This window comes from Dielma fastidiosa (assembly GCF_003475485.1).
Classification (GTDB): domain Bacteria; phylum Bacillota_I; class Bacilli_A; order Erysipelotrichales; family Erysipelotrichaceae; genus Dielma; species Dielma fastidiosa.
In genome coordinates, this window is the sequence record NZ_QRQL01000001.1 from 609,823 (window position 1) to 636,688 (window position 26,866).

25 protein-coding genes and 1 other annotated feature are annotated in these 26,866 nt (G+C 40.3%); of the genes, 7 read left to right on the forward strand and 18 right to left on the reverse strand.

The window, feature by feature from the left end:
• The first annotated feature begins 278 nt into the window (after nt 1-278).
• Nucleotides 279-1,229 (forward strand): hypothetical protein, encoded by a 951-nt coding sequence (locus tag DWZ33_RS03160; protein WP_118453756.1) that lies wholly within the window; start codon nt 279-281, stop codon nt 1,227-1,229.
• Nucleotides 1,230-1,378: 149 nt separating this feature from the next.
• Here DWZ33_RS03160 and DWZ33_RS03165 read toward each other — a convergent pair whose 3' ends face one another.
• From DWZ33_RS03165 to DWZ33_RS03205, 9 genes are all read right to left on the reverse strand, one after another.
• Nucleotides 1,379-1,939, reverse strand: coding sequence for a flavin reductase family protein (locus DWZ33_RS03165; RefSeq protein WP_118453757.1), 561 nt, complete (start codon nt 1,937-1,939; stop codon nt 1,379-1,381).
• 18 nt (nt 1,940-1,957) lie between these two features.
• Nucleotides 1,958-2,593 carry a hypothetical protein gene (locus tag DWZ33_RS03170; protein ID WP_118453758.1) on the reverse strand — a complete coding sequence of 212 codons (636 nt, stop codon included), beginning with the start codon at nt 2,591-2,593 and terminating at the stop codon, nt 1,958-1,960.
• Nucleotides 2,594-2,679: 86 nt separating this feature from the next.
• Complete coding sequence (ppdK, locus tag DWZ33_RS03175; RefSeq protein WP_022936869.1) at nt 2,680-5,307, reverse strand: pyruvate, phosphate dikinase; 2,628 nt, start codon at nt 5,305-5,307, stop codon at nt 2,680-2,682.
• Between the two features lie 168 nt (nt 5,308-5,475).
• A complete protein-coding gene (locus DWZ33_RS03180; protein WP_118453759.1) occupies nt 5,476-5,958 on the reverse strand; it encodes a hypothetical protein in 483 nt (160 codons plus the stop codon).
• Nucleotides 5,959-6,393: 435 nt separating this feature from the next.
• Nucleotides 6,394-6,921, reverse strand: coding sequence for a GNAT family N-acetyltransferase (locus DWZ33_RS03185; RefSeq protein WP_022936867.1), 528 nt, complete (start codon nt 6,919-6,921; stop codon nt 6,394-6,396).
• A gap of 59 nt (nt 6,922-6,980) precedes the next feature.
• The gene (locus DWZ33_RS03190; protein ID WP_118453760.1) at nt 6,981-7,334 is read right to left on the reverse strand and encodes a hypothetical protein; all 354 of its coding nucleotides are present in this window, start codon (nt 7,332-7,334) and stop codon (nt 6,981-6,983) included.
• A gap of 70 nt (nt 7,335-7,404) precedes the next feature.
• Complete coding sequence (locus DWZ33_RS03195; RefSeq protein ID WP_118453761.1) at nt 7,405-10,020, reverse strand: valine--tRNA ligase; 2,616 nt, start codon at nt 10,018-10,020, stop codon at nt 7,405-7,407.
• On the reverse strand, nt 10,001-10,558 hold the full coding sequence (locus DWZ33_RS03200) for a GNAT family N-acetyltransferase (RefSeq protein WP_022936864.1): 558 nt from the start codon (nt 10,556-10,558) through the stop codon (nt 10,001-10,003). Before DWZ33_RS03200 ends, DWZ33_RS03195 begins: the two co-directional genes overlap by 20 nt.
• Nucleotides 10,559-10,589: 31 nt before the next feature.
• Nucleotides 10,590-10,794: a binding site (T-box leader), on the reverse strand.
• 38 nt (nt 10,795-10,832) lie between these two features.
• Nucleotides 10,833-11,465, reverse strand: coding sequence for a LysM peptidoglycan-binding domain-containing protein (locus DWZ33_RS03205; protein WP_118453762.1), 633 nt, complete (start codon nt 11,463-11,465; stop codon nt 10,833-10,835).
• Nucleotides 11,466-11,615: 150 nt separating this feature from the next.
• On the opposite strand from DWZ33_RS03205, the gene DWZ33_RS18400 reads away from it, so the two are divergent.
• Both DWZ33_RS18400 and DWZ33_RS03215 read left to right on the forward strand, forming a co-directional pair.
• Nucleotides 11,616-12,278: a rubredoxin gene (locus DWZ33_RS18400; protein ID WP_118453763.1), complete on the forward strand. Its 663-nt coding sequence runs from the start codon at nt 11,616-11,618 to the stop codon at nt 12,276-12,278.
• A gap of 2 nt (nt 12,279-12,280) precedes the next feature.
• On the forward strand, nt 12,281-12,769 hold the full coding sequence (locus tag DWZ33_RS03215) for a DUF362 domain-containing protein (RefSeq protein ID WP_118453764.1): 489 nt from the start codon (nt 12,281-12,283) through the stop codon (nt 12,767-12,769).
• Between the two features lie 49 nt (nt 12,770-12,818).
• Here the strand turns inward: DWZ33_RS03215 and DWZ33_RS03220 are convergent, their stop codons facing one another.
• The 7 genes from DWZ33_RS03220 to DWZ33_RS03250 all read right to left on the reverse strand — a co-directional run bounded on the left by DWZ33_RS03220 (nt 12,819) and on the right by DWZ33_RS03250 (nt 21,965).
• Nucleotides 12,819-13,244: a hypothetical protein gene (locus tag DWZ33_RS03220; RefSeq protein WP_118453765.1), complete on the reverse strand. Its 426-nt coding sequence runs from the start codon at nt 13,242-13,244 to the stop codon at nt 12,819-12,821.
• 86 nt (nt 13,245-13,330) lie between these two features.
• Complete coding sequence (locus tag DWZ33_RS03225) at nt 13,331-14,638, reverse strand: hypothetical protein (protein WP_118453766.1); 1,308 nt, start codon at nt 14,636-14,638, stop codon at nt 13,331-13,333.
• Nucleotides 14,625-16,196, reverse strand: a complete 1,572-nt coding sequence (locus tag DWZ33_RS03230) for a GGDEF domain-containing protein (protein WP_118453767.1) — start codon at nt 16,194-16,196, stop codon at nt 14,625-14,627. Before DWZ33_RS03230 ends, DWZ33_RS03225 begins: the two co-directional genes overlap by 14 nt.
• A gap of 323 nt (nt 16,197-16,519) precedes the next feature.
• Nucleotides 16,520-17,680: an AI-2E family transporter gene (locus tag DWZ33_RS03235; RefSeq protein WP_022936857.1), complete on the reverse strand. Its 1,161-nt coding sequence runs from the start codon at nt 17,678-17,680 to the stop codon at nt 16,520-16,522.
• 46 nt (nt 17,681-17,726) lie between these two features.
• On the reverse strand, nt 17,727-19,373 hold the full coding sequence (nadE, locus tag DWZ33_RS03240; protein ID WP_118453768.1) for an NAD(+) synthase: 1,647 nt from the start codon (nt 19,371-19,373) through the stop codon (nt 17,727-17,729).
• A 28-nt stretch (nt 19,374-19,401) separates the two neighbouring features.
• Nucleotides 19,402-20,649: a polysaccharide deacetylase family protein gene (locus tag DWZ33_RS03245; RefSeq protein WP_182425490.1), complete on the reverse strand. Its 1,248-nt coding sequence runs from the start codon at nt 20,647-20,649 to the stop codon at nt 19,402-19,404.
• Nucleotides 20,650-20,735: 86 nt separating this feature from the next.
• Nucleotides 20,736-21,965: a polysaccharide deacetylase family protein gene (locus DWZ33_RS03250; protein ID WP_118453770.1), complete on the reverse strand. Its 1,230-nt coding sequence runs from the start codon at nt 21,963-21,965 to the stop codon at nt 20,736-20,738.
• Between the two features lie 239 nt (nt 21,966-22,204).
• On the opposite strand from DWZ33_RS03250, the gene typA reads away from it, so the two are divergent.
• From typA to DWZ33_RS03270, 4 genes are all read left to right on the forward strand, one after another.
• Nucleotides 22,205-24,043, forward strand: a complete 1,839-nt coding sequence (gene typA / locus DWZ33_RS03255) for a translational GTPase TypA (protein WP_118453771.1) — start codon at nt 22,205-22,207, stop codon at nt 24,041-24,043.
• Nucleotides 24,044-24,144: 101 nt separating this feature from the next.
• Nucleotides 24,145-24,975: an AraC family transcriptional regulator gene (locus tag DWZ33_RS03260; RefSeq protein WP_118453772.1), complete on the forward strand. Its 831-nt coding sequence runs from the start codon at nt 24,145-24,147 to the stop codon at nt 24,973-24,975.
• A 43-nt stretch (nt 24,976-25,018) separates the two neighbouring features.
• On the forward strand, nt 25,019-25,423 hold the full coding sequence (locus tag DWZ33_RS03265; protein WP_118453773.1) for a VOC family protein: 405 nt from the start codon (nt 25,019-25,021) through the stop codon (nt 25,421-25,423).
• Between the two features lie 12 nt (nt 25,424-25,435).
• Complete coding sequence (locus DWZ33_RS03270) at nt 25,436-26,158, forward strand: DUF5131 family protein (protein WP_118453774.1); 723 nt, start codon at nt 25,436-25,438, stop codon at nt 26,156-26,158.
• 48 nt (nt 26,159-26,206) lie between these two features.
• Here DWZ33_RS03270 and DWZ33_RS03275 read toward each other — a convergent pair whose 3' ends face one another.
• Complete coding sequence (locus DWZ33_RS03275) at nt 26,207-26,635, reverse strand: hypothetical protein (RefSeq protein WP_118453775.1); 429 nt, start codon at nt 26,633-26,635, stop codon at nt 26,207-26,209.
• A complete protein-coding gene (locus tag DWZ33_RS03280) occupies nt 26,635-26,835 on the reverse strand; it encodes a helix-turn-helix transcriptional regulator (RefSeq protein ID WP_118453776.1) in 201 nt (66 codons plus the stop codon). The genes DWZ33_RS03275 and DWZ33_RS03280 overlap by 1 nt, the downstream gene beginning before the upstream one ends.
• Between the last annotated feature and the right edge of the window lie 31 nt (nt 26,836-26,866).

The window sequence follows — 26,866 nt, forward strand, 5'->3', positions numbered from 1 at the left end:
CTACCCCCGATTTATCAAGCTCACATGACATTATATGATACTTATCATTTTATCACAAATCCTTATGAATTACTATGAATCCTACAAATTAGAAAATGAGTAAAAAGTAGAATTAAATTGAGGAGTTTGGTATACATTTGTATTCTAATGGCAGATTACAATAAGCATCTAAAAGCTGTGATTCATTTTGATATAATCGTTGCTTTTCATTCTTTACAAAACCACCTTGTTAACTTGAGATATTTTGTGCTATATTGAGATTAGAGAGGAACAGCATCATGAAAATTAAATCAATATTAACAATATTCTGTTTGTTTGTTGGGCTGACTGCTTGTCAAAGTCCTGTTTATGAAGGCAAAGCTGAACTCAATGTTTATTTTCAAAAGCCCCAGCATGCCCCTGTGGTAAGAAGCTATGAGCACTATATAAAGCTTTTTCCTACTCAAATCAAACGATGCATAATGCAGGCAGTGCATTATTCAAAGGCGGATACAGTTACAGGGAAAGTCAATCCTGAACAGGATTATTTCTATACGATTGAAAGTGCGTATACTTATATTGGTTCTCATAATCAAAATGAATACACCAATACCGATGATGAACTTTATAATTGGTTGCATACAAATATTACAACAGAAGTTACTTATGAACATATTCAGACTAATTTAAAAGGAGAAACTGCCCAACTATTAAATTACTATTTTGATAGTCTCTATTCTGATTCAATAATTACACAAGCCATAGAAATGACTTATCGTTATTTTGTGGATGATGAACATGATGTTCTATCATTAGTGATTCGGTGTGGTTCCGCAAATCTGTTTTATTATTCAATGCGCCGTGAAGTCTTTAACATTGATTTAAGGACGAACAAATTGATGACTAACGAAGAAATCATTGAGCGATATGAGTTAGACAAGGAAAAAACTCAGCAGCTTGTATATGATCAGCTTGATGCTCTTGGTTTCCGCTTCTGTAGTACAGAAATCGTTGATGCTTGCGAAGTTGACAAAGATGATTCAATTCATGACATATGCTATACCGATTGTTATATGACGGATGAGAATTTAACTTCTTACTTCAGAAAGGTTTTCAATGCGCAGCTTGATGGCGGTGGTTTGTTTGTGACTGATGAAGGCAAGCTTCGTATGATAGTTGAAATAGCCCATCCACAGCTTCAATTACCGGGTGTTGATCAAGTATATTTTGCTCTGGTTGATTTGATGTGAACAATTTGATACTGAAAATTTTGATTGTTTATGAAAAGATAATTCTAACAATTACTATAATACAATTCATCCTATTACGATTAATTTAACTAATAAAGGAAGCCTTATGCTGTTTGATACCAACAGCCGTCAGCTTCCTTTTATAATTTTTATTTAAGCTTATTTCCATCCTTAAAAGCATTGCCGGCTTTTTCACCAAGCATGATATAAGTATTATGTACGGCATCAAAGGTAATCGGCGCCAGCTTGACAGGATCAATTTTTCCTTCCTCATCAAGAATGCTTTCATCCGCGCTTACATTGATGATTTCACCAATTAAGAGCTCACTTTCCTCATCAAAGCTTAACAGCTTGCATTCCAATGCCATCGGCAGTTCATCAATCAGCGGTGCATCTACAAATTCACTCTTTGTCGCATGGAAACCTGCCTTGCGAAATTTATCAGGCTCCTTATTGCCGGATACGATGCCAACATAATCACATTCAGTCACATGCCGTTTATCGGCCATACTGATTGTGAAAGCCTGCCGCTGAAGGATATTTTTTACTGTTTTATGTTCACCGCTAAGATACAGCGCTACTTGCTTATAATCAGCAATGCAGCCCCATGCCGCATTCATCGCATTGGGAACGCCCGCTTCATCATAGGCAGCTATGATTAAAACCGGTTGTGGATACATATATGGCTTTGCGCCAAAATTCTTTCGCATACAAATGCCTCCTTTGAATCAATCTCTCAAACTGATCAGCCAGTTACTGACAAAACGCTCTGTACCGTGCGCTATCATCGCAATCAGGATAAAGCCATTATATTGATAAATCGCGCCTATACCGATTGAAAAAATAAAAGATGCCAGCAGTTCATAGAATAAATCTTTATTAGCCTGTGCTTTCAGCAATCTATTTTTGATATAAATAGCCAAACACCACACACATGCATTGCAGAGTATCGCATAATAGGCTGCATTGGATACGGCCAACGTCTGAAGCAGCATAAAGATGAAATACTGCATCAACATACGCTGTGGTATTTCCATCAGCATCCCTTCCATACACCACCCTAGTAAATCACCGCCGTGTTTAGCCTCATTATGCTTTAAGCCATCAAGCATTGCAGCCAGCACGGTTATGATAATCACAATCATGAATAACGCAGAACTGCCCAAGGATTTTATCGGATAGAGCCCCAGCGACAGCTGCGCGATGAATAAAAAAGGAAAACTTGCAATCAAGACATTTAAGTATAACAATGTGGACATCTTATATTTTTTCAGCCATTCATTAAGTTTGGCTGTAAAGCCAATCCAGAACAATACTAAGCCAGCACTGATCAGCAATGTCAGTAATACTTTTAAAAAATCCATATTCTTCCCCCTTTAATAACCATAAGATGAAAGCGTATTACTCAATCTGAATAATACGCTTTTAATTGAATCAGTAATTATCGATCCTATCGATTTTTAATTGCAGCCTGAGCAGCAGCTAAACGTGCAATTGGTACACGGAAAGGTGAACATGACACATAAGTTAAGCCCAGTTTATGACAGAATTCAATTGAAGCTGGATCACCGCCATGCTCGCCGCAGATACCCAGTTTGATATCCGGTCGTGTAGAACGGCCAAGTTCAGCAGCCATCTTAATCAGTTTGCCGACACCGCGCTGGTCAATGCGGGCAAATGGATCTTGTTCATAGATCTTTTTGTCATAGTAATCCTTTAAGAAACCGCCAGCATCATCACGAGAGAAGCCAAAGGTCATCTGAGTTAAATCGTTTGTTCCGAAACTGAAGAATTCAGCTTCTTCCGCAATCTCATCCGCCAGCAATGCAGCTCTTGGAATCTCAATCATCGTACCCACAGAGTATTTAAGCTCAACGTTATTTTCCTTGATGATTGCATCGGCTGTCTTCACAACGATATCTTTTACATATTTTAATTCATTGCGGTCACCAACCAGCGGAATCATGATTTCCGGTTTGATGTGGTATTCCGGATGCCGGTTATTTACAGCGATAGCAGCTTGAATTACAGCTCTTGTCTGCATTTCAGCAATTTCCGGATAAGTAACAGCCAGACGGCAGCCACGATGTCCCATCATTGGGTTGAATTCATGAAGCCCCTGAATTACTGCTTTCAGCTCATCTAAATCAAGTTTCATATCAGCAGCCAACTGAGAGATGTCATATGAGCTTGTTGGCAGGAATTCATGCAGAGGCGGATCTAAGTAACGAATGGTTACCGGCAGACCCTTCATGGTTTCATAGATAGCTTCAAAGTCACCCTGCTGCATCGGCAGGATCTTATCAAGCGCTGTACGGCGCTGAGCTTCTGTTTTAGAGACAATCATTTCACGAACCGCTTTGATTCGTTCACCCTCAAAGAACATATGTTCAGTACGAACTAAACCAATACCTTCAGCACCATAAGCAACTGCCTGAGCAGCATCTTTTGGCGTATCAGCATTTGTTCTTACCTGCAATACGCGGGCATCATCAGCCCATTGCATAAAGGTTCCAAAATCACCAGACAGACTGGCAGGGATGGTAGGAATTGCTTCACCATAGATAAAGCCTGTAGATCCGTCAATAGAGATTGGATCATCTTCCTTATAAGTAACACCATTAACTGTAAAGCATTTATTCTCTTCATCAATCTTAATATCACCGCAGCCAGATACGCAGCATGTACCCATACCTCTGGCAACTACTGCCGCATGACTTGTCATACCGCCGCGAACAGTCAGAATACCTTGAGAAACAGCCATACCTTCGATATCTTCAGGTGAAGTTTCAAGACGAACTAGAACAACCTTATGACCTACAGCAGCCTTTTGAATAGCATCCTCTGCAGAGAATACGATATGTCCGCAGGCAGCTCCCGGTGATGCCGGCAATGCTTTAGCAATTGGTGTTGCCTTCTTTAACTCTTCCGGTGAGAACTGAGGATGCAGTAAAGAATCCAGCTGCTTAGGATCAACCATCATCAATGCTTTTTCCTTCGTAATCAAACCTTCCGATACTAAATCACAGGCAATCTTTAAAGCCGCTTTAGCTGTACGTTTACCATTACGCGTCTGCAGCATATACAGCTTGCCTTTTTCAATAGTAAATTCCATATCCTGCATATCACGGTAATGTTCTTCCAATTTACCGCAGATATCGACAAACTGATCATAAACTTCCGGCATAACTTCCTTCAGCTGATCGATTGTCTGAGGTGTACGGATACCCGCAACAACATCTTCACCCTGAGCATTCATCAGGAATTCACCAAATAATTTCTTTTCACCAGTAGCCGGATTTCTTGTAAATGCTACACCAGTACCGCAGTCATTGCCCATGTTGCCAAAAGCCATTGACTGTACGTTAACCGCTGTACCCCATTCACTAGGAATATCGTTCATGCGGCGGTAATAAATCGCGCGCGGGTTATTCCAGCTGCGGAATACCGCTTCAACTGATTTAATCAATTGAACCTTAGGGTCCATAGGGAATTCTTCATTTAACTGACGCTGATAGAAAGCCTTAAAACGTTTAACCATTTCCTTCAAATCTTCAGCATCAAGATCCGTATCTAAGTGAACATCCTTCTCAGCCTTAATGTCATCGATAATCGTTTCAAACTTAGCCTTAGAAAGTCCCATAACAACATCGGCAAACATTTGAATAAAACGACGATAACTGTCATAAGCGAAACGCGGGTTATTAGTTAATCGCGCAATCGTCTCTACAACATCATCATTGATACCCAAATTTAAAATAGTATCCATCATACCAGGCATTGAAGCGCGGGCACCAGAACGAACTGATACCAGCAATGGGTTCTCCACATCTCCTAACTTTTTACCTGTACGTTCTTCAAGATCTTTTAAGTTCTCTAAAATTTCATCGAGAATTTCTTCGTGAATTTTCTCACCGTCTTCATAATAACGGTTGCAGACTTCGGTCGTAACCGTGAATCCATCAGGAACCGGCATACCGAGATTTTTCATTTCCGCAAGATTCGCACCCTTGCCGCCAAGCAGCTCACGCATATTGCCGTTGCCTTCTGAAAACTTATATACATATTTTGTTTTCATTCTTAAACCTCCTCTAAGTTGGCTGTAATCGCTTACACATAATTATACAGATTTTTTGAAAAATTACTAGCCGTAAATGACATTTCTTCCTCACCTTGGATACCTTTTTTTCTTCAAACAAAATAAATACTGATTTATTCCTTCATCAACCATTCCTTAGATTTTTAATCACTGATTATTCAATTTAATCAATACATCATCTATATCTACGCAGAATAATTCATGTTGGCCAGTTTCATAGTTTTTTAAATACTGGGCTGCCTCAGAATAAATTTGCTTGATATTTCTTTCAATGTAAGCCATCACAAGTTCTTCCTGAAAATCGCCTCCCATATGATAGGCAAGCATGTATTTTTCAGTAATTGGAAACATTTTCGAATAATGAAGACCATGTTTTCTTCGATCTTTGGTTTTAGCCCTTTTAGGGAGCGGAAAATAAGTATTGCTAGGAGCATTACCAATATTCGATCTAAAAGGCATGGCAAAAGTATGTAGGTTTCCTTTATACTTCATTTTCAATAATATTAAACAAGGTCTGTCCTTTGCTTCCTGGCCCATAATCCGCATGATTTCATAATTCTCTGAAAACAATTCATAAAATGACTGCTTAATCGTTACAACCTTGATTTTTCTTTTATACTGACTGCTCATGATCATCCCCCCATATATGCAAACAGACTCTTTTTTACAAGAGTCTGTTTATGGATAATATTCTAAATTAAAGTCCCGTTACCCTCGGAGACCACACTTACACATGGATAATATTCTAAATTAAAGTCCCGTTACCCTCGGAGACCACACTTACACATGGATAATATTCTAAATTAAAGTCCCGTTACCCTCGGAGACCACACTTACACATGGATAATATTCTAAATTAAAGTCCCGTTACCCTCGGAGACCACACTTATGTGAGCAAAGCTCATAATAAGTTTATGCATCTAGTAAACATGAGTTTCCTCACCTATATTCTACCATATTAAGCATAAAAATCAAGCGTTTGACACGCTCGTTACACTCATCGAAAAAGATTGTTTCCGCAGCCATGTAAAGGTGCAAAGATAATGAATGACAGATAAACAATGTTTACTTAGCCTTTTCAGACTTGCTTCGATAAGTACAGAAATACAGTAAAAAATCCCGGTCAATGGAACGCTGATCCAATACGAATTGATTTTTTCTAAAGAAATCCTGGCCTCTTAAATTCATTCGATGCAGCTGTGCCACAAACTGCATATAACCTAAATTTATCATATTTTGTTTAAACATCACCATAATCTGAGTACCTAATGATTGCCCGCGCACTTCCGGAACAAGGTAGAAAGAACCAATCCAAACGGTGCGTTCAAAAGGATAGCCTTCATAGTAAGTCATAAAACCTGCCGGCTCACCATCAAAGGTAATCAGCTTGGCATGATACTTTTCAGACTTGCCCTCAGGCGGCAGTACCTTCTTTCTGACAATATCATGAACCTCCTGATCGCTGATCCGCTCTCCGCAGCCAGCCAGTGCATCCTCACACCGGTCACAGATTTGTCTTAACGTTGTTTCATCATCAATAGTCATCTCGCGGATATCCACTTTATGACGCGGCTGATTTTTATTCTCTTCCATGCTTTCATCCTCACTTTACTTTATTATTATAAGCGTACCCTTAAAGATTGACAAGCTGATTACCAACCAGAAGCATCCCAACTGGCATCACGCACTTTTTCAGCCCTTTGTTTTTCTGTGAATAGACTTACACAGTGATAACCGCTAAACAGCATCAGCACCAACATTACACTGGTACGAATTATGGCAGACAACAAGTAGGGTGCATCAGGCATCACCCAGCTAAGCAGCGGCTCAAGCAGAAATACTTCAGCAAGTATGATTAAGAAAATATTAAGCGTTGCCCTTTTAATATTTTTAACCACATATAATTTATTCATACAGTGCGGGCAGCTCATCTCACGCTTTAATTCACTGGCATAAATTTTACCGCGGCAGCATGGACAAGACCATCGCATTCCTCGTTTTTCCATATCTTCACCTCTATTTAATTATACACCAAAATAAAGAAAAAGCCCGACCAGTTAAGATCGGACTTCATGCTTATTTCTTTAACCCTTCCAGACGGGCAATATTCAAGGCTAACTGCTGTGTATAGCCAGCCAATTTTTCACGTTCAGCATCAACCTTGGCAGCCGGTGCCTTATTTGTGAAATTAGGATTTGCCAGCATTCCCTCAGCACGGGCAATTTCCTTCTTCAACCGCTCAATTTCCTTTTCACACTTAGCGATTTCTTCTTCTACGTTAATCACATCTGATAACTGAATAGAGAGTGTTCCATTTAAAATGGTACGGGTAACAACCTCTTCCGAACTGTCCTCATTGATCCAGAAAGCATGGCACATCTTATTCAGAATCGCATTAATCTTATCATCACAAGGCCGTAATGTGCCGTCAGCTGCCTTAACAATGATATTAACATCAGCCGAAGGTTTCAGATTATACGCAGTTTTAATTTCACGTACTGCCTGAATCATCGTAATCAATTCATTAACCGAGCTCATCTCTTCATCACTCATGGCAACATCAATCAGACTCGGCCATGTTTCAAGATTGATAGATTCAAAACGATGCGGAATACTCAGATAGATTTCTTCAGTAACAAATGGCATAAATGGATGCAGTAAGCGTACAATAGCGCTTAATACTGTCACCAATGTTGATTTAACCGCATTGCGGATCGCAGCATCCTCACTGTTTAGATTTGCCTTGCACAGTTCGATATACCAGCTGCAGAAATCATCCCAAACAAAGCTTGTTAGTTCATTGCCGACCAAAGCAAATTCATATTTATCCATATTGGCGCTGACTGATTCAATCGTTTCATTTAAACGTTTTAATATCCATTTATCAATCATCGAAGCCTGACTTAAATCTAACTGATCAACACTGAAGTCAGCATCCAAATTCATGCAGACAAAACGGCTGGCATTCCAAATCTTATTAATAAAATTCCAAGCTGCCTCAACCTTTTCGGTGATAAAGCGCAAATCCTGCCCCGGTGTGGAATTGGTCGTTAGGAAAAAGCGCAGCGAATCACAGCCATATTTATCGATAACTTCCATTGGATCGATACCATTGCCTAATGATTTAGACATTTTACGGCCCTGTGCATCACGCACTAAGCCATGAATCAAGACATCTTTAAACGGTCTTGAATGCATTGCATAGCGTGACTGGAACGCCATTCTGGCAACCCAGAAGAAAATGATATCATAGCCGGTAACCAATACATCATTAGGGAAATAACGATTCAGATCATCGGTATTTTCCGGCCAGCCCAATGTTGAGAAAGGCCACAGAGCACTGGAGAACCAAGTATCTAATACATCCTCATCCTGAATCCAGTTTTCAATATCCTTTGGATCTTCATAGCCGACATAAACCTCACCGCTGTCTTTATGATACCAGGCCGGGATACGGTGTCCCCACCAAAGCTGACGGGAAATACACCAGTCCTCAATATTTTCAAGCCACTGATTAAAAGTCTTTTCAAAACGCAGCGGGTAGAAATTGATTTTCTCCTCTGGATTTTCCTGATGCTTCAAAACCTCTTCTGCCAGCGGCTTCATTTTCACAAACCATTGTTTACTCAGATATGGCTCAACAATTACATCGGTGCGTTCACTGTGCCCTACCTGATGCATATGCTTTTCAATTGAAACAAGATTACCCTCTGCTTCAATTTTCTTAACTAACGCTTTACGGCATTCAAAACGATCCATATCCTTGAATTCACCGCAGCACTCATTCATTGTGCCATCTGGATTCATGCAGATAATTTTTGACAGCTTATACTTTTCACCGATCAAGAAATCATTAGGATCATGCGCCGGTGTACACTTCATCGCACCAGTACCAAATTCAATATCGATATAGCTGTCAGCAATTATCGGCAGTTCATCACCATTTGCCGGATTGATCACATGCTTGCCAATAACATCCGTATACCGCGGATCATCAGGATGTACGCAGACACAAACATCCCCAAACATTGTTTCCGGCCGGGTTGTAGATACATTTAAAATCTGACCGGTTTCCACAACCTTATACTTAAAGGTATACATCGCACCTTCAATCTCTTTATGAATAACCTCAATATTACTCAATGCCGTCTTTGCCTTCGGATCCCAGTTAATAATACGTTCACCGCGGTAAATCAGCCCGTCATTGTATAGATCGACAAAGATTTTCCGTACCGCATGGCTTAATCCTTCATCTAAAGTAAAACGCTCTCTTGAATAATCAAGACTCAGACCCATTTTAGCCCATTGCTGGCGGATATGACTCGCATATTCTTCTTTCCATTCCCACGCGCGGTCTAAAAATTTCTCACGGCCGATGTCATAACGGGAAATGCCTTCTTTTTTCAGCCTTTCATCAACCTTTGCCTGTGTCGCGATACCCGCGTGATCCATTCCCGGCAGCCACAGCATATCATACCCCTTTAACCGTTTATAACGGGCAATGATATCCTGTAAAGTCGTATCCCATGCATGTCCAAGATGCAGCTTACCGGTAACATTCGGCGGCGGTATTACGATGCAGAAAGGATCCTTGCTTTTATCGCCCGCTTTAAAATAACCCTCATCACACCAGGTTTTATAAATATCTTTCTCAACATTCAAATGATCATATTTACTTGCCAGTTCTTTCATTTCTCTCTCTCCATTCTCTTTTTAATAAGCTGTATAAATGCATATCCAAAGCTTCATCTTCACGCGTCACAGCTTCACGCAAAATGCCTTCCTTCACAAAACCAAGACGCTCTAACAGATGCTGACAGGCTGTATTGCCATTCATGTGCATGGCGGTGATCCGTCTTAAATCAAGGATTTCAAAGCCCATTTCCAAAAGCATTTCCATGGCCTCGCTCATATAGCCCTGATGCTGATAAAGGGGGTTCAGCACAAAGCCGACTTGGGCGGTATCCTCTTCAATCGTATGGAAATTGCATGTGCCGATAACCTTGCCTGACGCCTTCAACTCAATCGCATAGGGCGAGGGCAGTCCCATCCGCTCATAGCTTAAGAATTCAACCTTAAGATAATGCTGACACTCTTGAAGGGTTGCACAGGCGGTAAACATAAAATCAGTAACTTCCCTTTCACGCATATATTCATAAATATCCTTTGCATCCTGCAAACTGATTTCTCTTAAATATAAACGCTCCGTTTCAATTTCAGGCATCCGCATCAACACTCACCTCCAAATAAAAAAAGCATCCGCAAAGGACGCTTATTCACGTGGTACCACCTTTATTTGCACAAACATTCATGCCTCTACTCTTTAACGCAGATGAAACGGATTTTCCTACTCAATTCAGAAAATCTACTCCAAGACTACCTTCATTCAGTTTAATGACTTCGTTTCACCAACCCGAAGCTCTCTGCACATGCCGCTGAATTACTCCTTCTCTTCACAGTATTTCTGCGAGCATTATAACGAATTTCAAAAGAAAAAACAAGTCTTAAGGAAGCATTATCAGCATTTTAGGCTCAATTCCTTTATTTTTATTTACATTGCGCAGTTCATTGACATCAACCTGATAACGGCCGGCAATCGTTTCATACGTATCATCAGCCTTCGCGACCACCAGACAGCAGCTCGTATAAACATTATCCGCATCATCAAAAAGATCCTCAATGCTTTCAAAATCAGCCTCCGCTTCCTCCGCTGCCGGTGCCGTTTCGTCAACTGCCTGTACAGTCGGTTCAGCCTGCACAGGGACCGGCTTTTCAGCAAGCTCATCCAAAGCCGGCGGCAAAGTTTCCGTCTTATTATCCTCAATCCCATGAATACCTAAATCAAGCATCAGCAGTATGCCGTCATCAGCAACCCCTTTAACCTTCAGTACCTCAATCGTAAAAGGTTCTGAATTGCTTAATTTGATACGCGGTGCCAGTACATCCAGCTCTAATGTTTCGCTAAAGGAGCGGACTTCATTTTCAACTCGACAGTGACCGCTGATTATAACCGGCCCGACCGCACGCATGCCCCCTGATTCACGGCGGTAATCAAGCTCCGTTTTTGCCTCTACATCAATTACCCCATCAATAGCTAAACCCTTTAATATTCTTTTTTCAATATTCATTTCTTTCATGGCTGCACCTCCACTCCTATCCTATGTCATGTGCCTGATAATAATGCTATTACCAAATAAAAATACTGAGCAAATGACTATCATTTTAAATTTATAAAGCGTACAGTTAATATATAGAAAGCGCTACCAAAATTATAGAGGAGGAATTCTATGAAGAAATATGTCTGTACCATCTGCGGTTATATCTATGATGAAGCAGCCGGCAGTCCTGATCAGGGTATTGCGGCTGATACAAAATGGGAGGATCTGCCTGAAACATGGGTTTGTCCAATTTGTACCGCACCGAAATCAATGTTTAATGAAGTGAAGGAAGAAGTAAAAGAAGAAGCAGAAGAAAAGGAACAAAAGCTGGAAAACAAGCTGAATCTGTCATCGCTTGAAATGAGTATTTTATGTTCAAATCTGGCAAAAGGCTGTGAAAAGCAAGTATTAATGGATGAAATGGCACTGTTTCAAAAGCTTGCCGATTATTTTAAGGCACATGCGAAGAAAACTGTTGATCCGCAGTTTGAAACACTGCGCACGCTGGTCAATGAAAATTTATCCGATATTTATCCGATTGCTTCGCAGACCGCTAAAGAATTAAATGACCGCGGTTCTCTGCGTGCCTTAGTATGGAGTGAAAAGGTATCGCGGATACAGAGCAGCCTGCTTGACCGCTTGCTTAAGGAAGGCAGTGATTTTATTGAAAAAGCCAATGTCTATGTCTGTGAAATCTGCGGTTATATCTATGTTGGTGATGAAGCGCCGGAAATCTGCCCGGTATGCAAGGTACCCAACTTTAAACTGCATAAGATTGAAAGGGGGCAATAATCATGCATGCGTTTAGAAATTTAAGAAACTGTACCAAGGATTGCTTATGTCTGTATGTTTGTCCGACCGGTGCCAGTGATACAGAAAATGGTCAGATTGACTTTAAGAAATGTATTGCCTGCGGCTTATGTGTCAGCGCCTGTCCTTCACACGCAATTTCAATGGTGCCGGATACCTTTGCACCGCAGCAGCGCAAGGCTGATGCAATGAAACAGGAAATGATGAAGCTGATACAAACGATCGCTGAACAGGAGGCAGCCGCTCATGAGCTTGCGAAGCATAGTGATGATAAGGTATTTGCTCAGCTTGCTGCCGCATTAGAGAAATCAAATCGAATTATGGCTGAAGATCTATTCAGAGAAGCCGGTTATATGCTGCCGCAAAGCAAGAATACACATGATTTTTTAAGGTCTTTAAAAGCTGTCAGTGATGATTGTTTCCCAATGGAAGCTGTTGATCAATTATTGACGCTGCTTGATCAAAACGACTAAATATATTTAAAAATCCTTTGCCTTAATGAATCGGGCAAAGGATTCTTTATTATTCAAAGCCTATTAATTCAGGAATTATACCAAAATCAAAGGCAGCTTCTTCTTTATAGTCCAATTTCTCTCCATCCTGCGAGGTAACCGTACCCGCATATCTGAAAATAACCTTTCCATCCTTAATTTCACCATAAGCATAAATGTCAATCGGCTGGATATACTCATACAAATCAGTGATAATGGCATTGTTCCAATCCATGAAAGCAATCAGGTTATCTTCAAAATCCTTTGGCATTGGGCGATTTTCATCAGTGCCAAGCATCAGCGTGATTATCTGTAAGTGAAAGTCCTTGGTTTCTGTATTTTCACTAATGACAAAATGCATATCAGGTTTAAAAGCAAAATAATGATCATAGAGTCCAGCAGCAATAATAACGGTGAATAAAACAGCCAGAACGGCAAGCATCGTTTTCTTTTTCATTTTTTCAAATTCCTCTATTTAAAAAGTGAAATTTATACGCATATAACTGGATTGTATTTTGGTTATTCATAATGCTCCCCCGCCATTCAGTCTTTGATCTTATCCGGATGCAGCGTTTTAAGCCTGCTTTCAGCACTTGCCAGTAAGGTTGCCGCGTCTTCACCAGACTGAGGATATGTGACCGCGCAGCAATAAGGTTCCGCAAAGATTTTCCGGCCCTCAATTCGACGCTTCCAGAACAGCTGAAGAACAAATTCTTCAATGCTTTCTCTTAAGCTGTCATCATAATCAGCAAAAATGGCCACCGCAAATCTATCTTGATCCAAACGTACAGCCAGCGTGCTTTCCGGAAAATTCTGATAGATACTCTCCTTCATGTTGGCTAAATAAGCTAAGACGATGGTACGCTCAGTATTTTGTACAATTTCATAATAATTAGTCAGACCGAAATAAAGCAGCGTCATGTGCTTGTCTTTCTTTAACCGCTGATTCACAAAGTAACAGAAACCTTCAAGATTATATAACCCGCTGTCAGGTTCCGTATAACGAATACGCCGCAGTTCCTGCTGCAGCTGATAGGAACGCTGGGTGAGCAGTATCACAAGAACAATTAAAATCCCACCGGCATAACAAGTCAAATCAGTCAGCAGCTTTTGCTGCTTTGAAAGCCAGCCTTCTTTTGGAATAATGCTTAAGGTCCATGAGGACGGCAGATTAAATTCATGCTTCACCGCATCAGAATAATCAAGCTGATCATCTGATACTGAAATAATCATCTTCTGTTCACCTAACGCATTAACCCGCCATAATTCATAATCATAGCCCTTATCAGTCAGCAAATCAAAACGCATCTGATCTAATACATAATCCTTATCCATGGCTACCACAAGCTCGCCTAAATACTCATTGCCGTCTATAAATGGCAATAGACATAAAAACCCTTCCTGATCGCTGCCTGGCAATACTTCCGGGCCTTCAAAGGTCTTCGTTTTCACAACCTTAGCCAAGGTGTAGCTATAAGAAAATTCACGAATATTCTTCCCCACTAACGAGCCGTAATCTTCCGGCAGCGCCATTTTAACATTGTCACCTTCAAAATATAAAACTGAGAGAATATGTTCATTTTCAGCTATTAGCTGATTGGCTTTTTTCTCAAATAAAGCCAAATCATCAAGATCATCAAAATCAATGCTGTATGCAAGATTGGAACTCATATCTAAATTTTCAAGATTAGCGTATAAATTATCATAATATAAATCAATGACCGCTTTAGCTTCATTCTTTCGCCGTTCAATCATCAATCCTTGAGCCGCATTCCGAATCAGCACGACTACAACCAGCATACAGACAATCAGCATCAGGCTATACAGCCACTTATGTTCAGCTTTCTTCATATACTTCTTCACCATTATTAAACAACGAATAGGTGCCTTTATCATGACGTTTAATTTCATATAAAGCCTTATCCGCATTCGCAATTAAAGTTTCAAGACTATCTCTTTGATTCCAAATACCGGCGCCGATACTGCAGCTGATTTTAATTTCTTGATCGGAATATGAAATATTAAAGCTTAGCTTCTTCACCAATTCAGCTAAAATACTCTTTAATTCTTCAATATCTTCAATATCTCTTAAAATTAATATAAACTCATCACCGCCATAACGGCCTACCGCACCCTCATATTTAGTTTCATAGGCTCGCAGAATCGAACCGATCTGCCGCAGCGCGATATCACCCGCCTGATGACCATGGGTATCATTTAATATTTTTAAATTATCTAAGTCAACAAAACAAAGCACAAGCAGCTTCTGCTCATTGCCTAATAGCTTTTCCGCATGCGCTAAGAAGATCGAGCGCGTCATTACACCGGTCAGGCCATCATGCAGTCCTTTGCTGGACATATTCAGCAATGCTTCAAAATCGACGCTTTCCGGCACATCATCATGATAGAGCTTCTTTTCCAGCTTCTGAATCGATGTGACTAAATGTTCTACAATTGTTTTCTGATTATAGATATGCTTTCTTACAAAAATAAACAGCATAATTTCCGCAAGAACAATCAGCACCGTCGCCAGCAGCAGGATTGGCAGTACCGACATAAACAGTCCTAAAAAATCAACGCTGACTAAAATATCCCAGTTCGTATTTTCAACCGGGCCATAATAAGTAAGCTTTGGGTTCAAGCCTTCCGCGCTCTTAAATGAGCCAGCTTCACGGCTTAACAGCATCGTTTCTAAACTATCTGGGGAAATCTCGACATAGCTGGCTTCTCGAAGGTAATCCGTATAAATGCTGCCATAAGTCAAACCATTGGTCGACGACATAATCTGACCCTTTGAACCAATCAAAACTGCCTCTGCCTCATTCACACTGGCGGCATCCTTCAGGAGTGATACCGTTTCATCAAAATAAATCGATGCAAACAAGCTGCCGACCATCTCATCGGCTTTCATTAACGGCACTGCGATCGTATAATTCAGCGTTACACCATCCGCACCGGCAACAAAGCTGTCAGTAACCAGATTGGTCTTTGTCGTGTAGAGGCGCTGCATATGTTCACGGCTTGCCAGACTTGCCGGTTCTTCGCCAAGCGTATAAACCTGAATATCCTGATCCACATAACAAATAAACATATAGCCGTAATATTCATTGATTTTATCAAGCTTGGCAACCTTTTCCTCCCATGGCACCCCCGGCTCATAAAACTCCGGCAAAGCGGCCAGCGAAGTTAATAGCTTAATGGTCTCATTCACACGCTGAGAAATCTGCGCAGACGCGTTCTGGTAGGCGGATAAAGTCACCTGTCTCATTCTGGAAACCGTAACAAAAACACCGCCCAATAACACAATTAAAAAACTCACGATACCAAAAACGATAAAAACTCTTCGAATCGAAGCTAAAGGAAGGATATAAACATCTTGATTATTCTTAGTTGTCGATTTTTTATTCATGTTATGATTCCTCAATTCTATCGTTTAAGCAGAACTTACAAGCCGATAAACGTTAAATTCACTGTGCAGTAATAAAAAAGGGTATTTAACATCCTGATAAGAAATAATTTCACAAGATATTTTTTACCTTATTTTAATACATTATAAGGCTTTTTTTGTCATTTGTAAAACGTTTTGTAGCACTGCTCTTTAATTATCATTAAATTTGTGTCACTAAGAAACATATGCATATAATCTGAGTATAAGGTTAAAGAAAAAACCTTCAGACACACTCAATGGAGAGTTTGAAGGTTTAATTAATATGTATTCAATTCATCTATGATTTATTCAACCTTGGTATTCAGTTCAACCTTTAGGTTCTTCTTATTCAGCCGATATTCAACGACTTCACGAACGGCTGTATAAATGACCGCAAAAATTGGCACACCGATAAACATGCCTAGAATGCCAAACATCCCGCCGCCGATTACCACCGCAAACAAAATAGCGAGCGACGGCAGTCCCAGCTTATCACCGAGAATGATCGGCCCTAAAATATTGCCGTCAAACTGCTGGATAGCTAAAATCAATAAGGCGAAATACAAGCCCTGTAAAGGATGAATGATCATCAGAATAAAGACACCCGGAATAGCGCCGATAAACGGTCCGAATACCGGAATCATATTGGTCGTACCGACAATTACACTCAGCAGCAAGGCATAAGGCATTTTAAAGATCGTCATCAGCACATAAGTAATCACACCGATAATCACTGAATCAATTGCCTTCCCGACAATAAAATTATTAAAAATATCGGCCGTGATTTTGGCAAAACGAGACAGATAGTCCGCAACCGGCTTAGAACAAAATGCATATGTAGTCCGTTTGATGCCTAAGATAAAATTTTCTTTCTCAAACATGATGTATAAACCTGCCATCATTCCTAAAATAATATTAAAGAAGGTGGAAGTAACCTTACCAGTTAATGTAACCATCTGCGGCAGTGAACTGGAAAAGAAGCTTGTCAAATTAGTAATCAGCTCTTTCTCAAAATCGGTTCCTAAAAATTCATATAAATATGAAATATCAATGTTTTCTCTTACGATTACATCATTAACAAAATCAAAGAAATGACCAAGATAACCCGGTGCTTTATCAATCAGATCAAACAGTGATGTCAGCACCTGCGGAATCAGCAGCCAAAGCAGTGCCGATACCATGATAAAACCAAGAATCAAAGCAAGAATCGCCGCCAGGTTTCTTACTCCCTTGCCTTTTAAGCCTACCTTTTTTAGAAATTCCTCAAACATCATCATTGGCTTGTCAAGCAAAAAAGCGATTGCGAAGCCAAAGATAAATGGGAAGAGTTTGCCGATCATGACGTCAAAACCGGCTCGTAATTCATCAAAACGGTAAAAGGCAAAAAATACGGTGATGCCAATCACAACAACAATGCTGTTGGCAATTACCTTCGACCTGTTTTCTTCTGTAAGTTTTAGATTCATAAAAAACCTCCATAGCTATCATATCATGTCTTTATGAAAGAGTGTGTTAAGCTTCTGTTATTTCTTTTAATAATTTTTCGCATTGCGGATATACGGCATGCCCCTGAATCACCGGTATAGTACCAAAAGGCTTACTGCTTAAGGATAGAATCGGCGGTGTCTGCAGCTGTTTAAACGCATTGCGCCGCAGCGTTGATGTGAACCAGCAAAAATCCTTTACAAATTCCTGCGGATCATCAAGACCATACAGCTTCAGCCAGAAACCATATTTACCTGCAAACAGTTCTTTTGACTGATAGGCGCGCAGATATTCACAAGGGTCCATGCCGGATAAAAGATCGTCTAATAGCTGATCGTGATAGAACCATTTCATCGGATCAAGCTGATCATTTTTCAATTCGGCGCTCGGCGGTGTTTCCCATTCAATCTTATCGCTGACTTCGGGCAGCAGATTCCAAGGAATTACTTCTTTTTCATACAATTCATTGATTTGCTTTGATAAAGCAAACAAGTCGCATTTTGTACAGTCACCAATTGGTGAAAGCACGCCGATGGCATCACCATAGAGTGTACAATACCCCAAAGCAACCTCCACCTTATTGCCATTATTCATTACGACACCGCCGTGGATTGCCGCAAAGCTTGACAGCAGATGGCCTCGTATCCGCGCCTGTATATTTTCCATGACCAGAGACGGCCATTTTGAATCATCATAACCATATTCATTGCAAAGTACATCACGGCTGGCCTCAACCAATTGCGTAATGGCGCCATTATTCAGCCGGATGCCTAAAGCGTTCGCAAGCTGCTGCGCGTTCTGCTTGGTAGCCGATGAATTATGAGCTGTCGCAAGATTATAAGCATAAACCCTGTCAGGGCCAAAAGCCATGGTAATCAATGCGGCATTAACACTGCTGTCCAAACCGCCGGACAAACCGATGATCCACGGCATCTTGCCGCCCAGTACCTGAGCATCAAAAGTCTTAAGACCATAAAGCATCACATCAAGCTCACACAGCTCATGTTTTTGATGATTTGGCTGCTGTGTATCAATCAGCGTCAAGCCGTCATGCAGAAACGGTGCGCTGCTAATCAATTCACCGTCTTCATAATAAGCCGGGCCGCCCGGACAAACAAATACATTTTTACCATAGCTTTCCACACACAGAGCGTTCACATAAACCCCGCTGTGATGCAGACAGCACATCAAATCACGGCAGTATGGATGATGATCAAGATTAATATTGAAAACATCCGCTTCGGTATCAGTGCCGAAGTTCAGCTTCAGCAATTCACCCTTGTATTCAATTTCCGAATCAATCGCGCTGTCTTCAAAATAAAGCGCCTCGTCCATAAAATGATGCTCAGGATGCTTCACTTTCATTCGCGTTTCTTTCTGCCATGCGAAAAAAGCACAATTAAACAAATGCCCATGCCGATACTTCACATTGCCCCAAACAATCGCAATCTGATCGCTGGCTTCAATTAATAATTCATTAAAGCTGTCCGCAAACTGACAAAAATCATCATTCTGCCACAATTCTCCCAAATAAGTCCCGCTCAGCGCATTCTGCGGAAAAACGATCAGTTCTGCCTGCATCGCAATGGCTTCTTTAATCTGAGCCTGCATTTTCAAATAATTCGCCTGACAATCTCCAGGGTTGATCTGCATTGAGCTTAACGCAATCTTCATTCCCTATCACTCCTTTTTAAACACATCATCATTTCGTCTCTGTACTTGCTAAATAATCAGATAAAGTTACAAACTGATACCCCTTTTCAGCTAAAATCGGCAGCATCGCTTCAACCGCCTCAGCAGTGGCATCATATAAATCATGCATTAAAATAATTGAACCGTCTTCTATGTAGGGAAGCACTTCATTTAAAATAGCTTCCTTATTTCTTGTTTTCCAATCCAATGAATCGATATTCCAATTAATCATCCTAAACGGAATCACTTCACGCATCAAATCCGAAACAGCGCCATAGGTCGGTCTTACCAGCTGAATCTCTTTCCCTGTCAAGGCATAAGCGATATCCTGCGTCGCATAAATCTCCTGTCGAATCGCTGCCTCATCTGCGACACTTAAATTGGCATGACTGTAAGAATGGTTGCCGATCTCAAAGCCGTGCTGATAAAGCATCTGTGTCAAATCGCCATAAGCTTCCATCCGATTGCCTAACTCAAAGAAGGTAGCTCTGCCGCCGGCTGCTAAAAAAGCATCCATGATTCTTTTGGTAATCTCTGGTGTAGGACCATCATCAAAAGTAAATACAATCATCGGTTTATTGGGATCAATCGTCATCTTTTCGACTTCTTCATCTCCCTTATATGCCAGTGAAGGCACTTGCGGATTCTTTAACGCGATAAAGCGTTCATGATTGGCATATTCAAATAAACCCAATTCATTGCCATCCTTATCAAAACAGCGAATTCCCTGTTCTTCAATCCGAAAATGCTCGGGAATTTCATTAAACATCGTTTGCAGCTGAACCAGATAATCCGAACGGAATAGTTCTTCGATTTTCAGAATCTTCTGCTGCTTCATATCATAAGTGATAAAGCTTGTGTTAGTCTGCTTCAGCTTTATTTGCTCATCATATACTTTTTCAATAAAACGGATAGTCACATACTGATCAAAGCTTTTCATACTCTCATAATCAAGAAAAACCAAATCATTTTCCTCACCCTGATAAGCGCGGATGGCTGCTACATGATCCTTAATCAGCTGATTCAGCGTCTCATCACTGAACTGCGGATAATGAAGGGCCAATATCACATCGGCTTCACTGAACTCATCCTGCAATGTCTCACCTGCTTTTTTATTATCTAAAGAAACTGATTTGAACTCTTGATAACGATCTTCCTTCCGTCCTAAGAAGATCAATGACACCAGCAAAACCATGACAGCTAATAATGCCAGAACCAAAATTTTCAAACGGTCAAATTCAAACCGCTGCTTTCCCATAGTTTCACCTCTCATTTCTTAGTTTACCATGGTCCAGCAAAACGTTCAAATAATTACCTATTAAAAATTTCTTAAGTTTTTTTAAATTATCGATACAGCAACAATTCACTGACAGTTACCAGCTGATACCCGCGCTCCTGAAGCAGAGGAATTAACTCGATGGCGGCCTGCACACTGGTCGGATAAATATCATGCATCAAAATAATATCCTTATCCCGCACATTATTTAATGTCACTTCAATGATTTTCTGCGTATCCTTACTGGCCCAATCACGGGTATCTAAATCCCAAAGAATCAAATCATAATCAAGAATTCGTGAAACAGTGTCATTTTTAGAACCATAAGGCGGCCTTACAAGCTTGGGATAGATATGAACAATTGATTCAATCGCCTGCTGGGTATCCTCAACCTCCTTGATTATTTCCTTTTCTGATAATTTAGTCAGCTGACGGTGATCCATCGTATGATTACCGATTTCATTGCCCTCCAATACCATTCGCTGCAAAGCCTGCGGGAACTTTTCAACCATGCTGCCAAGCACGAAAAAAGTAGCGCTGCAGTTATATTCCTTTAACGCGTCTAAAAGCTGCTCCGTATACTTATTGGGCCCGTCATCAAAGGTTAAGGCAACCATCGGTTTATTAGGATCAATGATCTTTGTCGGTTCATATAAAATTTCATCATAGGTTAAATATACGGGATTGCTGTTTTCAAGCTTGGTGAAATCCTTTAATTCTTCATAAGTAAAGACAGCCTCATGAATCTGCTGATCAGCAAAATTATCAAAATAAAATGTAATTGTATCTTGATCCAGATAGAAATTCTGGAAATTCTCAGCTTTCGGCATGACAGCCATTTTATAATCAATGGAGCTGCCGGCTGTTTCATCGCTTTGCCGCAAACGCTCATCAATTTTTTGCGCCAAGCTCTTAATCTGCTTCGCATCAAACGCGTCTTCAAACGTATAGCTTTGACTGCCGTCACCATTACTTAAAAAAGTCTTTACTTCTTCCTTATCACCACGCAGAATCTTAACCATCAATGAGATAAAATCATCATTGTGATTTAACCGATACGACATATTGAATTCACAGTCACCATCAATAGCCGCAAATTCCTGATTCAGTTCTTCACTTAATGCTTTCAGCTGTTCATCAAGCAAGGGAGCATTTAAGGTAGGATAAACCAGCATCATCTTTTTATCCTCACCGCTTTCATAATTCATATTCACATCTTCTTTAACCGGATTCACTGATTTATGACAGCCGCAAATCATCAGTGAGAGTATACTAATCACCATTAAGAATCGTTTCATTTTTATCACCTTTTCATTCTAGTATAGAAATTCAGAATGAAAAACTTGCCTCTTTTTGATTAAAATTCCACTTTTCTAACAATACTTTAAAATGTGAAAAACGCGTATTTATGCTGATAAATCTTAACTTTCAGTAAAAACCGGTCAATGAAAGCGTTAATCATTGTATTTTTTCACAAATAAATTGTAATTAGCTATTCCTTATAGTATAATTTTAAAGTTAAAAAGGTGGAATTTACATGAGTAAACAGAAAATTATTAATATTGCCGTAATTGCCCACGTTGATGCCGGTAAGTCAACATTGGTGGATGCATTTTTAAATCAAAGCCACGTATTCCGTTCTAACGAAGAAGTTGTGGAATGCGTTATGGATAGCAATGATCTTGAGCGTGAACGCGGGATCACCATTTATTCTAAAAACTGCAGTGTAAACTATAAGGATTACAAAATCAACATTGTCGACACACCGGGACATGCTGACTTTTCAAGTGAAGTAGAACGGATCATCAAAACCGTAGATACCGTTATTCTGCTTGTCGATTCAGCCGAGGGTCCGATGCCTCAGACACGTTTCGTATTATCTAAATCATTAGAAATGGGTCTTCGTCCAATCCTTTTGATCAACAAGATCGATAAGAAGGATCAGCGCGCGGAAGAGGTTGTCGATGAGGTTTATGATCTGTTCCTTGATTTGAATGCTAATGATGAACAGCTAGACTTCCCAATTCTGTACGGTATTGCGAAGCGCGGCATTGTTCAGCATTCTTTAGACGAAGAAGGTACAAGCATTGAACCATTATTTGAAACCATCCTGAATCATGTGGAAGCTTATCCGGATTTAGATGAAGAGCCGCTTCAGATGCAGGTATCCGCCTTGGCATACGATGATTATATCGGACGTTTGGGAATCGGCCGTATTTACAGCGGTGTTCTGAAAGAAGGCCAAAATGTGGCAGTTTGTGACGGTGACGGCAATATCCGTCAGAAGTCAGTCAATCAGATTTTTGCTTATCAGGGCTTAAAGCGTGTAGCTGTATCAGAAGCGCACAGCGGTGATATCGTGGTAATCAGCGGTATTGCTGATATTTCCATCGGTGAAACTTTATGTGATAAAGATAATATTATGCCGATGCCGACGATTAAAATTGAAGAGCCTACCTTATCGATGAATTTCATTGTAAATAAATCACCGTTTGCTGGTCAGTCAGGTAAATTTGTTACATCAAGAAATCTAAAAGAACGTTTGGAAAAGGAATTAGAAGTCAATGTCGGCTTAAAGGTTGAACCCACTGAGAGCGGTGACTGTTTCAAAGTCAGCGGCCGCGGTGAGCTGCATATTTCTATTCTGCTTGAAAATATGCGCCGTGAAGGTTTTGAGATTGCCGTTTCAAAACCAGAAGTTATTATGCATCGGGATGAAGAAAACCGCATTGTTGAACCGGTTGAAGAGGTTGTTGCCATCGCGCCAAGCGAATATTCAGGTACAATTATTTCTAAACTGAATCTGCGTAAAGGTGTTATGGTGGATATGGATGAAGAAAACGGCTATTGCCGCATTACATACAGCGCGCCGACCCGCGGCTTGCTGGGCTACCGTTCAGAATTCATCAATGATACCCGCGGTGAAGGTACTTTAGTCCGCCGAATCAAGGGTTATGAGCCATTTAAGGGTGAAATTACTCAGCGTGCAAACGGTGCGATGATTTCCACTGAAACAGGCAAAGCAATGACTTATGCCTTATGGAATCTGCAGGAGAGAGGCACATTATTCATTACTCCGCAAACTGAGGTATATGAAGGAATGATTATCGGTATGAGTGCAAGAAATACCGATTTAGAAGTTAACCCAATTAAGAATAAGAAGCTGACTGCGATTCGTTCTTCAGGCAATGATGAAGCAATGAAGCTGACACCGGCAAAGATTATGTCGCTGGAAGAAGCGTTAGAATTTATCAATGATGATGAACTTGTAGAAATCACACCAGATACGATTCGTCTGCGTAAAAAAGGTCTTACACCTTTTGACCGTAAACAGTATTACCGTGAACTTGTTAAATCTCAGGAAACCGAACAATAATTATGAACAGCATGTCAAAATAGAATGGCATGCTGTTTTATTTTATTGCTGATCGTGTGTATACTATATATAACTAACTCCAGATTATAAGGATGAAAATTATGATTAATAAAAACAGTTTAAAATCATTGTCTGATCACCATAAAATATTGATCCGGGAAGAAAGCTATGCCTACTTATTGCCATGTGTTGAACTCAGTCATTTAATTTCCAATTTTACGATTACCTTTCCTGATAAAACTACGATTTCTGATGATTATACAATTATGCCGCATGGCAGCGGTACACTTGTTTTCTTTCAATATAATGATAAACTACACAGCTTTGTATTCGGACCGACGACAAAGCCGGTTAAAGTTGGTGATCTTGCTAACCAGTGCAGCATTATCTTCATCATTGAATATCAGCCGGCCGGCTTTTTCCCTTTTGCAAATATCAACCAAAAAGAGCTTACCGACTGCATCATCCCTTTTTCAATGATTAATGATTCTCTTGATTCAGCGATGCGCGCAATTTTAGAAGCAGCATGCTCTGCCGATGAGCTAATAATGAATTTTGAAGCCGTTCTGCTCCAAAACATTCAATTCCCCTACCCTGAAGAATTAGCGCTTGCATTGCAGTTGATTATTCAAAGCAGCGGTATCAGCAGCGCCGCAGCTATCGCCGCTCATGTCTCTTATAGCCCCAGGCATCTAAACCGGCTGTTCAATTTATATTTAGGAATGAGCATTAAGGGATTCTCACGATTAGTAAGAATCAATAAATCAATTCAACTGCTGAATGAGAATCGATCAATAAGTGAAATTTGTGAAATATTAAGTTATTATGATAGTTCGCATTTTGTGAAGGACTTTAAAATCGTGTGCCAGCTGACCCCTCAGGAATATCGAGCTCACATGTCCGATTTTTACAGTGAAATCGCCAAGTTTTAAACCTATAATATTTTTATATGAAACAGAAAGAGAGATTGATAAGATGAAATTTAATGAAACGACAATTCGTATTTTAGTTCGTAAAAATTATGGAGAATGCTATGATTTCTATACCGAGAAAATAGGACTGATACCAGTATGGGGCGATCGCAGCGGCCCCTACACTTCTTTTACCGTAAGTCCTGATCTGCCGCCATGTTTCGCTATATTTGGCGGCAGTGCAATGTCTTTGTTTCCCGGCTATTCACAGCCTGATACAGATAAACAGCCTGATACAATAGCGGCTGTCATCCCTACCCTTAACTTAGATGCAGACTATCAGCGTCTGAAAGCGGCGGGTGTTGATTTTCTCAATGAACCGCAAACAATAGAAGCATGGGGGATGCGCTGTACCTACTTCAGAGATCCTGAAGGTAATCTTTTTGAATTAAATGACGGTGATATTTAAGGAGTATAGATTATGAATTGGGAACCTTGGACAGGCTGTTATATGCACAGTGATGGCTGTGCAAATTGTTATTTTTATGGGCCGCATGCCAAACGGTTTGGCCAAAATACCATCAAGAAAACAGATAAATTTGATTGGCCGATAAGAAAAAATGCTAAGGGTGACTATAATATCAAGGGTAATAAAATACTTGCGACTTGTTTTGCTACTGATTTCTTTTTGCCGGAAGCAGACGCGTGGCGCGAGGAAATTTGGGCGATGATCAGAGAACGGTCTGACATTGATTTCTTGATTTTAACAAAGCGGATTGATCGGTTTATGACTTCACTGCCTGCTGATTGGGGCGATGGTTATAACAATGTTAATCTTGGCTGCACTGTTGAAAATCAAAAAGCGGCTGACTATCGGCTGCCATTATTTCTATCTTATCCAATAAAACGCCGTTTCATTGCCTGCGCACCTTTACTGGAAGCCATTGATTTAAGACCCTATCTTCATGGTGTTGATCATGTGAGTGTTGGCGGTGAAACAGGCCGTGACGCCCGTGTTTGTAATTATGACTGGGTTCTTGACCTGCATACACAATGCCAAGCAGCCAACGTGACTTTCTGGTTTAAAAATACCGGTTCTAAGTTTGCCCATGATGGTGTGATTGAAAATATTAATCCCTTTAAACAAACATCAAGAGCAAGGGAATTAGGTATCGATATATCCGATGGCAAACGATTGTTTTAAAATATCAAACTGCATAAAGAAAACCTGATCCAATGACCAGGTTTTTTTCTACATTTCTTTATCAAATTTAATCCGATAATAAATACTAATACCAACTACAAGCAAATAACAGCCAACCAGCATTAGCACAAGAACCGCATCCACACCCATTAATGAAAACGTAAGCAGCAGCGCGGCAAAGATATAAATCATGCTGTCATAAGCCTTAGCTTTAGCCTGATTAGCAATCAGGATGTTTCGCTCATCTTTAGATTCAATGGCTATCTGGCGGTAAGCATCCGGTGATTTAGCCAATGTTTTGGCTTGTATCCAAATCCCCATGCCATGTCCAAAGATACCGCAGCCAACACCGATAAATATATACGGCAGAGTCTGCATGATACCTTCAGATACCTGTGTTTTCAAAATCAGCAGACCGGCTGCCAAAAGCAATAAACCGCCAATAATCATAATTAGATATTGCATTTGTTTTTTCATCATTGATCCTCCTCGTAGATAAAGATCTCCTCAATTGTAAGATTAAAATATTTAGCTATTTTAAACGCTAGCAGAATAGAGGGATTATACCTTCCATTCTCTAAAGAACTGATTGTTTGTCTAGATACTTCAAGCAGATCGGCCAGCTCCTCTTGTTTGATGCCTTGACTCTTGCGAATTTCTTCAAGTCTGTTTTTCAATCGTTCATCCCTCCTTTGGAAAGTTAACTTT

What these genes read in the sequence shown, in the direction of transcription:
- DWZ33_RS03250 (WP_118453770.1), bottom strand. Translation starts at nt 21,965, where the DNA reads ATGAAACGATTCTTAATGGTGATTAGTATACTCTCACTGATGATTTGC.
- DWZ33_RS03160 (WP_118453756.1), top strand. Translation starts at nt 279, where the DNA reads ATGAAAATTAAATCAATATTAACAATATTCTGTTTGTTTGTTGGGCTG.
- DWZ33_RS03195 (WP_118453761.1), bottom strand. Translation starts at nt 10,020, where the DNA reads ATGAAAGAACTGGCAAGTAAATATGATCATTTGAATGTTGAGAAAGAT.
- DWZ33_RS03200 (WP_022936864.1), bottom strand. Translation starts at nt 10,558, where the DNA reads ATGCGGATGCCTGAAATTGAAACGGAGCGTTTATATTTAAGAGAAATC.
- DWZ33_RS03270 (WP_118453774.1), top strand. Translation starts at nt 25,436, where the DNA reads ATGAATTGGGAACCTTGGACAGGCTGTTATATGCACAGTGATGGCTGT.
- DWZ33_RS03220 (WP_118453765.1), bottom strand. Translation starts at nt 13,244, where the DNA reads ATGAAAAAGAAAACGATGCTTGCCGTTCTGGCTGTTTTATTCACCGTT.
- DWZ33_RS03180 (WP_118453759.1), bottom strand. Translation starts at nt 5,958, where the DNA reads ATGAGCAGTCAGTATAAAAGAAAAATCAAGGTTGTAACGATTAAGCAG.
- DWZ33_RS03235 (WP_022936857.1), bottom strand. Translation starts at nt 17,680, where the DNA reads ATGAATCTAAAACTTACAGAAGAAAACAGGTCGAAGGTAATTGCCAAC.
- DWZ33_RS03230 (WP_118453767.1), bottom strand. Translation starts at nt 16,196, where the DNA reads ATGAATAAAAAATCGACAACTAAGAATAATCAAGATGTTTATATCCTT.
- DWZ33_RS03225 (WP_118453766.1), bottom strand. Translation starts at nt 14,638, where the DNA reads ATGAAGAAAGCTGAACATAAGTGGCTGTATAGCCTGATGCTGATTGTC.
- DWZ33_RS03215 (WP_118453764.1), top strand. Translation starts at nt 12,281, where the DNA reads ATGCATGCGTTTAGAAATTTAAGAAACTGTACCAAGGATTGCTTATGT.
- DWZ33_RS03190 (WP_118453760.1), bottom strand. Translation starts at nt 7,334, where the DNA reads ATGGAAAAACGAGGAATGCGATGGTCTTGTCCATGCTGCCGCGGTAAA.
- nadE (WP_118453768.1), bottom strand. Translation starts at nt 19,373, where the DNA reads ATGAAGATTGCGTTAAGCTCAATGCAGATCAACCCTGGAGATTGTCAG.
- typA (WP_118453771.1), top strand. Translation starts at nt 22,205, where the DNA reads ATGAGTAAACAGAAAATTATTAATATTGCCGTAATTGCCCACGTTGAT.
- DWZ33_RS03265 (WP_118453773.1), top strand. Translation starts at nt 25,019, where the DNA reads ATGAAATTTAATGAAACGACAATTCGTATTTTAGTTCGTAAAAATTAT.
- DWZ33_RS03165 (WP_118453757.1), bottom strand. Translation starts at nt 1,939, where the DNA reads ATGCGAAAGAATTTTGGCGCAAAGCCATATATGTATCCACAACCGGTT.
- DWZ33_RS03170 (WP_118453758.1), bottom strand. Translation starts at nt 2,593, where the DNA reads ATGGATTTTTTAAAAGTATTACTGACATTGCTGATCAGTGCTGGCTTA.
- DWZ33_RS03275 (WP_118453775.1), bottom strand. Translation starts at nt 26,635, where the DNA reads ATGAAAAAACAAATGCAATATCTAATTATGATTATTGGCGGTTTATTG.
- DWZ33_RS03260 (WP_118453772.1), top strand. Translation starts at nt 24,145, where the DNA reads ATGATTAATAAAAACAGTTTAAAATCATTGTCTGATCACCATAAAATA.
- DWZ33_RS03185 (WP_022936867.1), bottom strand. Translation starts at nt 6,921, where the DNA reads ATGGAAGAGAATAAAAATCAGCCGCGTCATAAAGTGGATATCCGCGAG.
- DWZ33_RS03205 (WP_118453762.1), bottom strand. Translation starts at nt 11,465, where the DNA reads ATGAAAGAAATGAATATTGAAAAAAGAATATTAAAGGGTTTAGCTATT.
- DWZ33_RS03245 (WP_182425490.1), bottom strand. Translation starts at nt 20,649, where the DNA reads ATGGGAAAGCAGCGGTTTGAATTTGACCGTTTGAAAATTTTGGTTCTG.
- ppdK (WP_022936869.1), bottom strand. Translation starts at nt 5,307, where the DNA reads ATGAAAACAAAATATGTATATAAGTTTTCAGAAGGCAACGGCAATATG.
- DWZ33_RS18400 (WP_118453763.1), top strand. Translation starts at nt 11,616, where the DNA reads ATGAAGAAATATGTCTGTACCATCTGCGGTTATATCTATGATGAAGCA.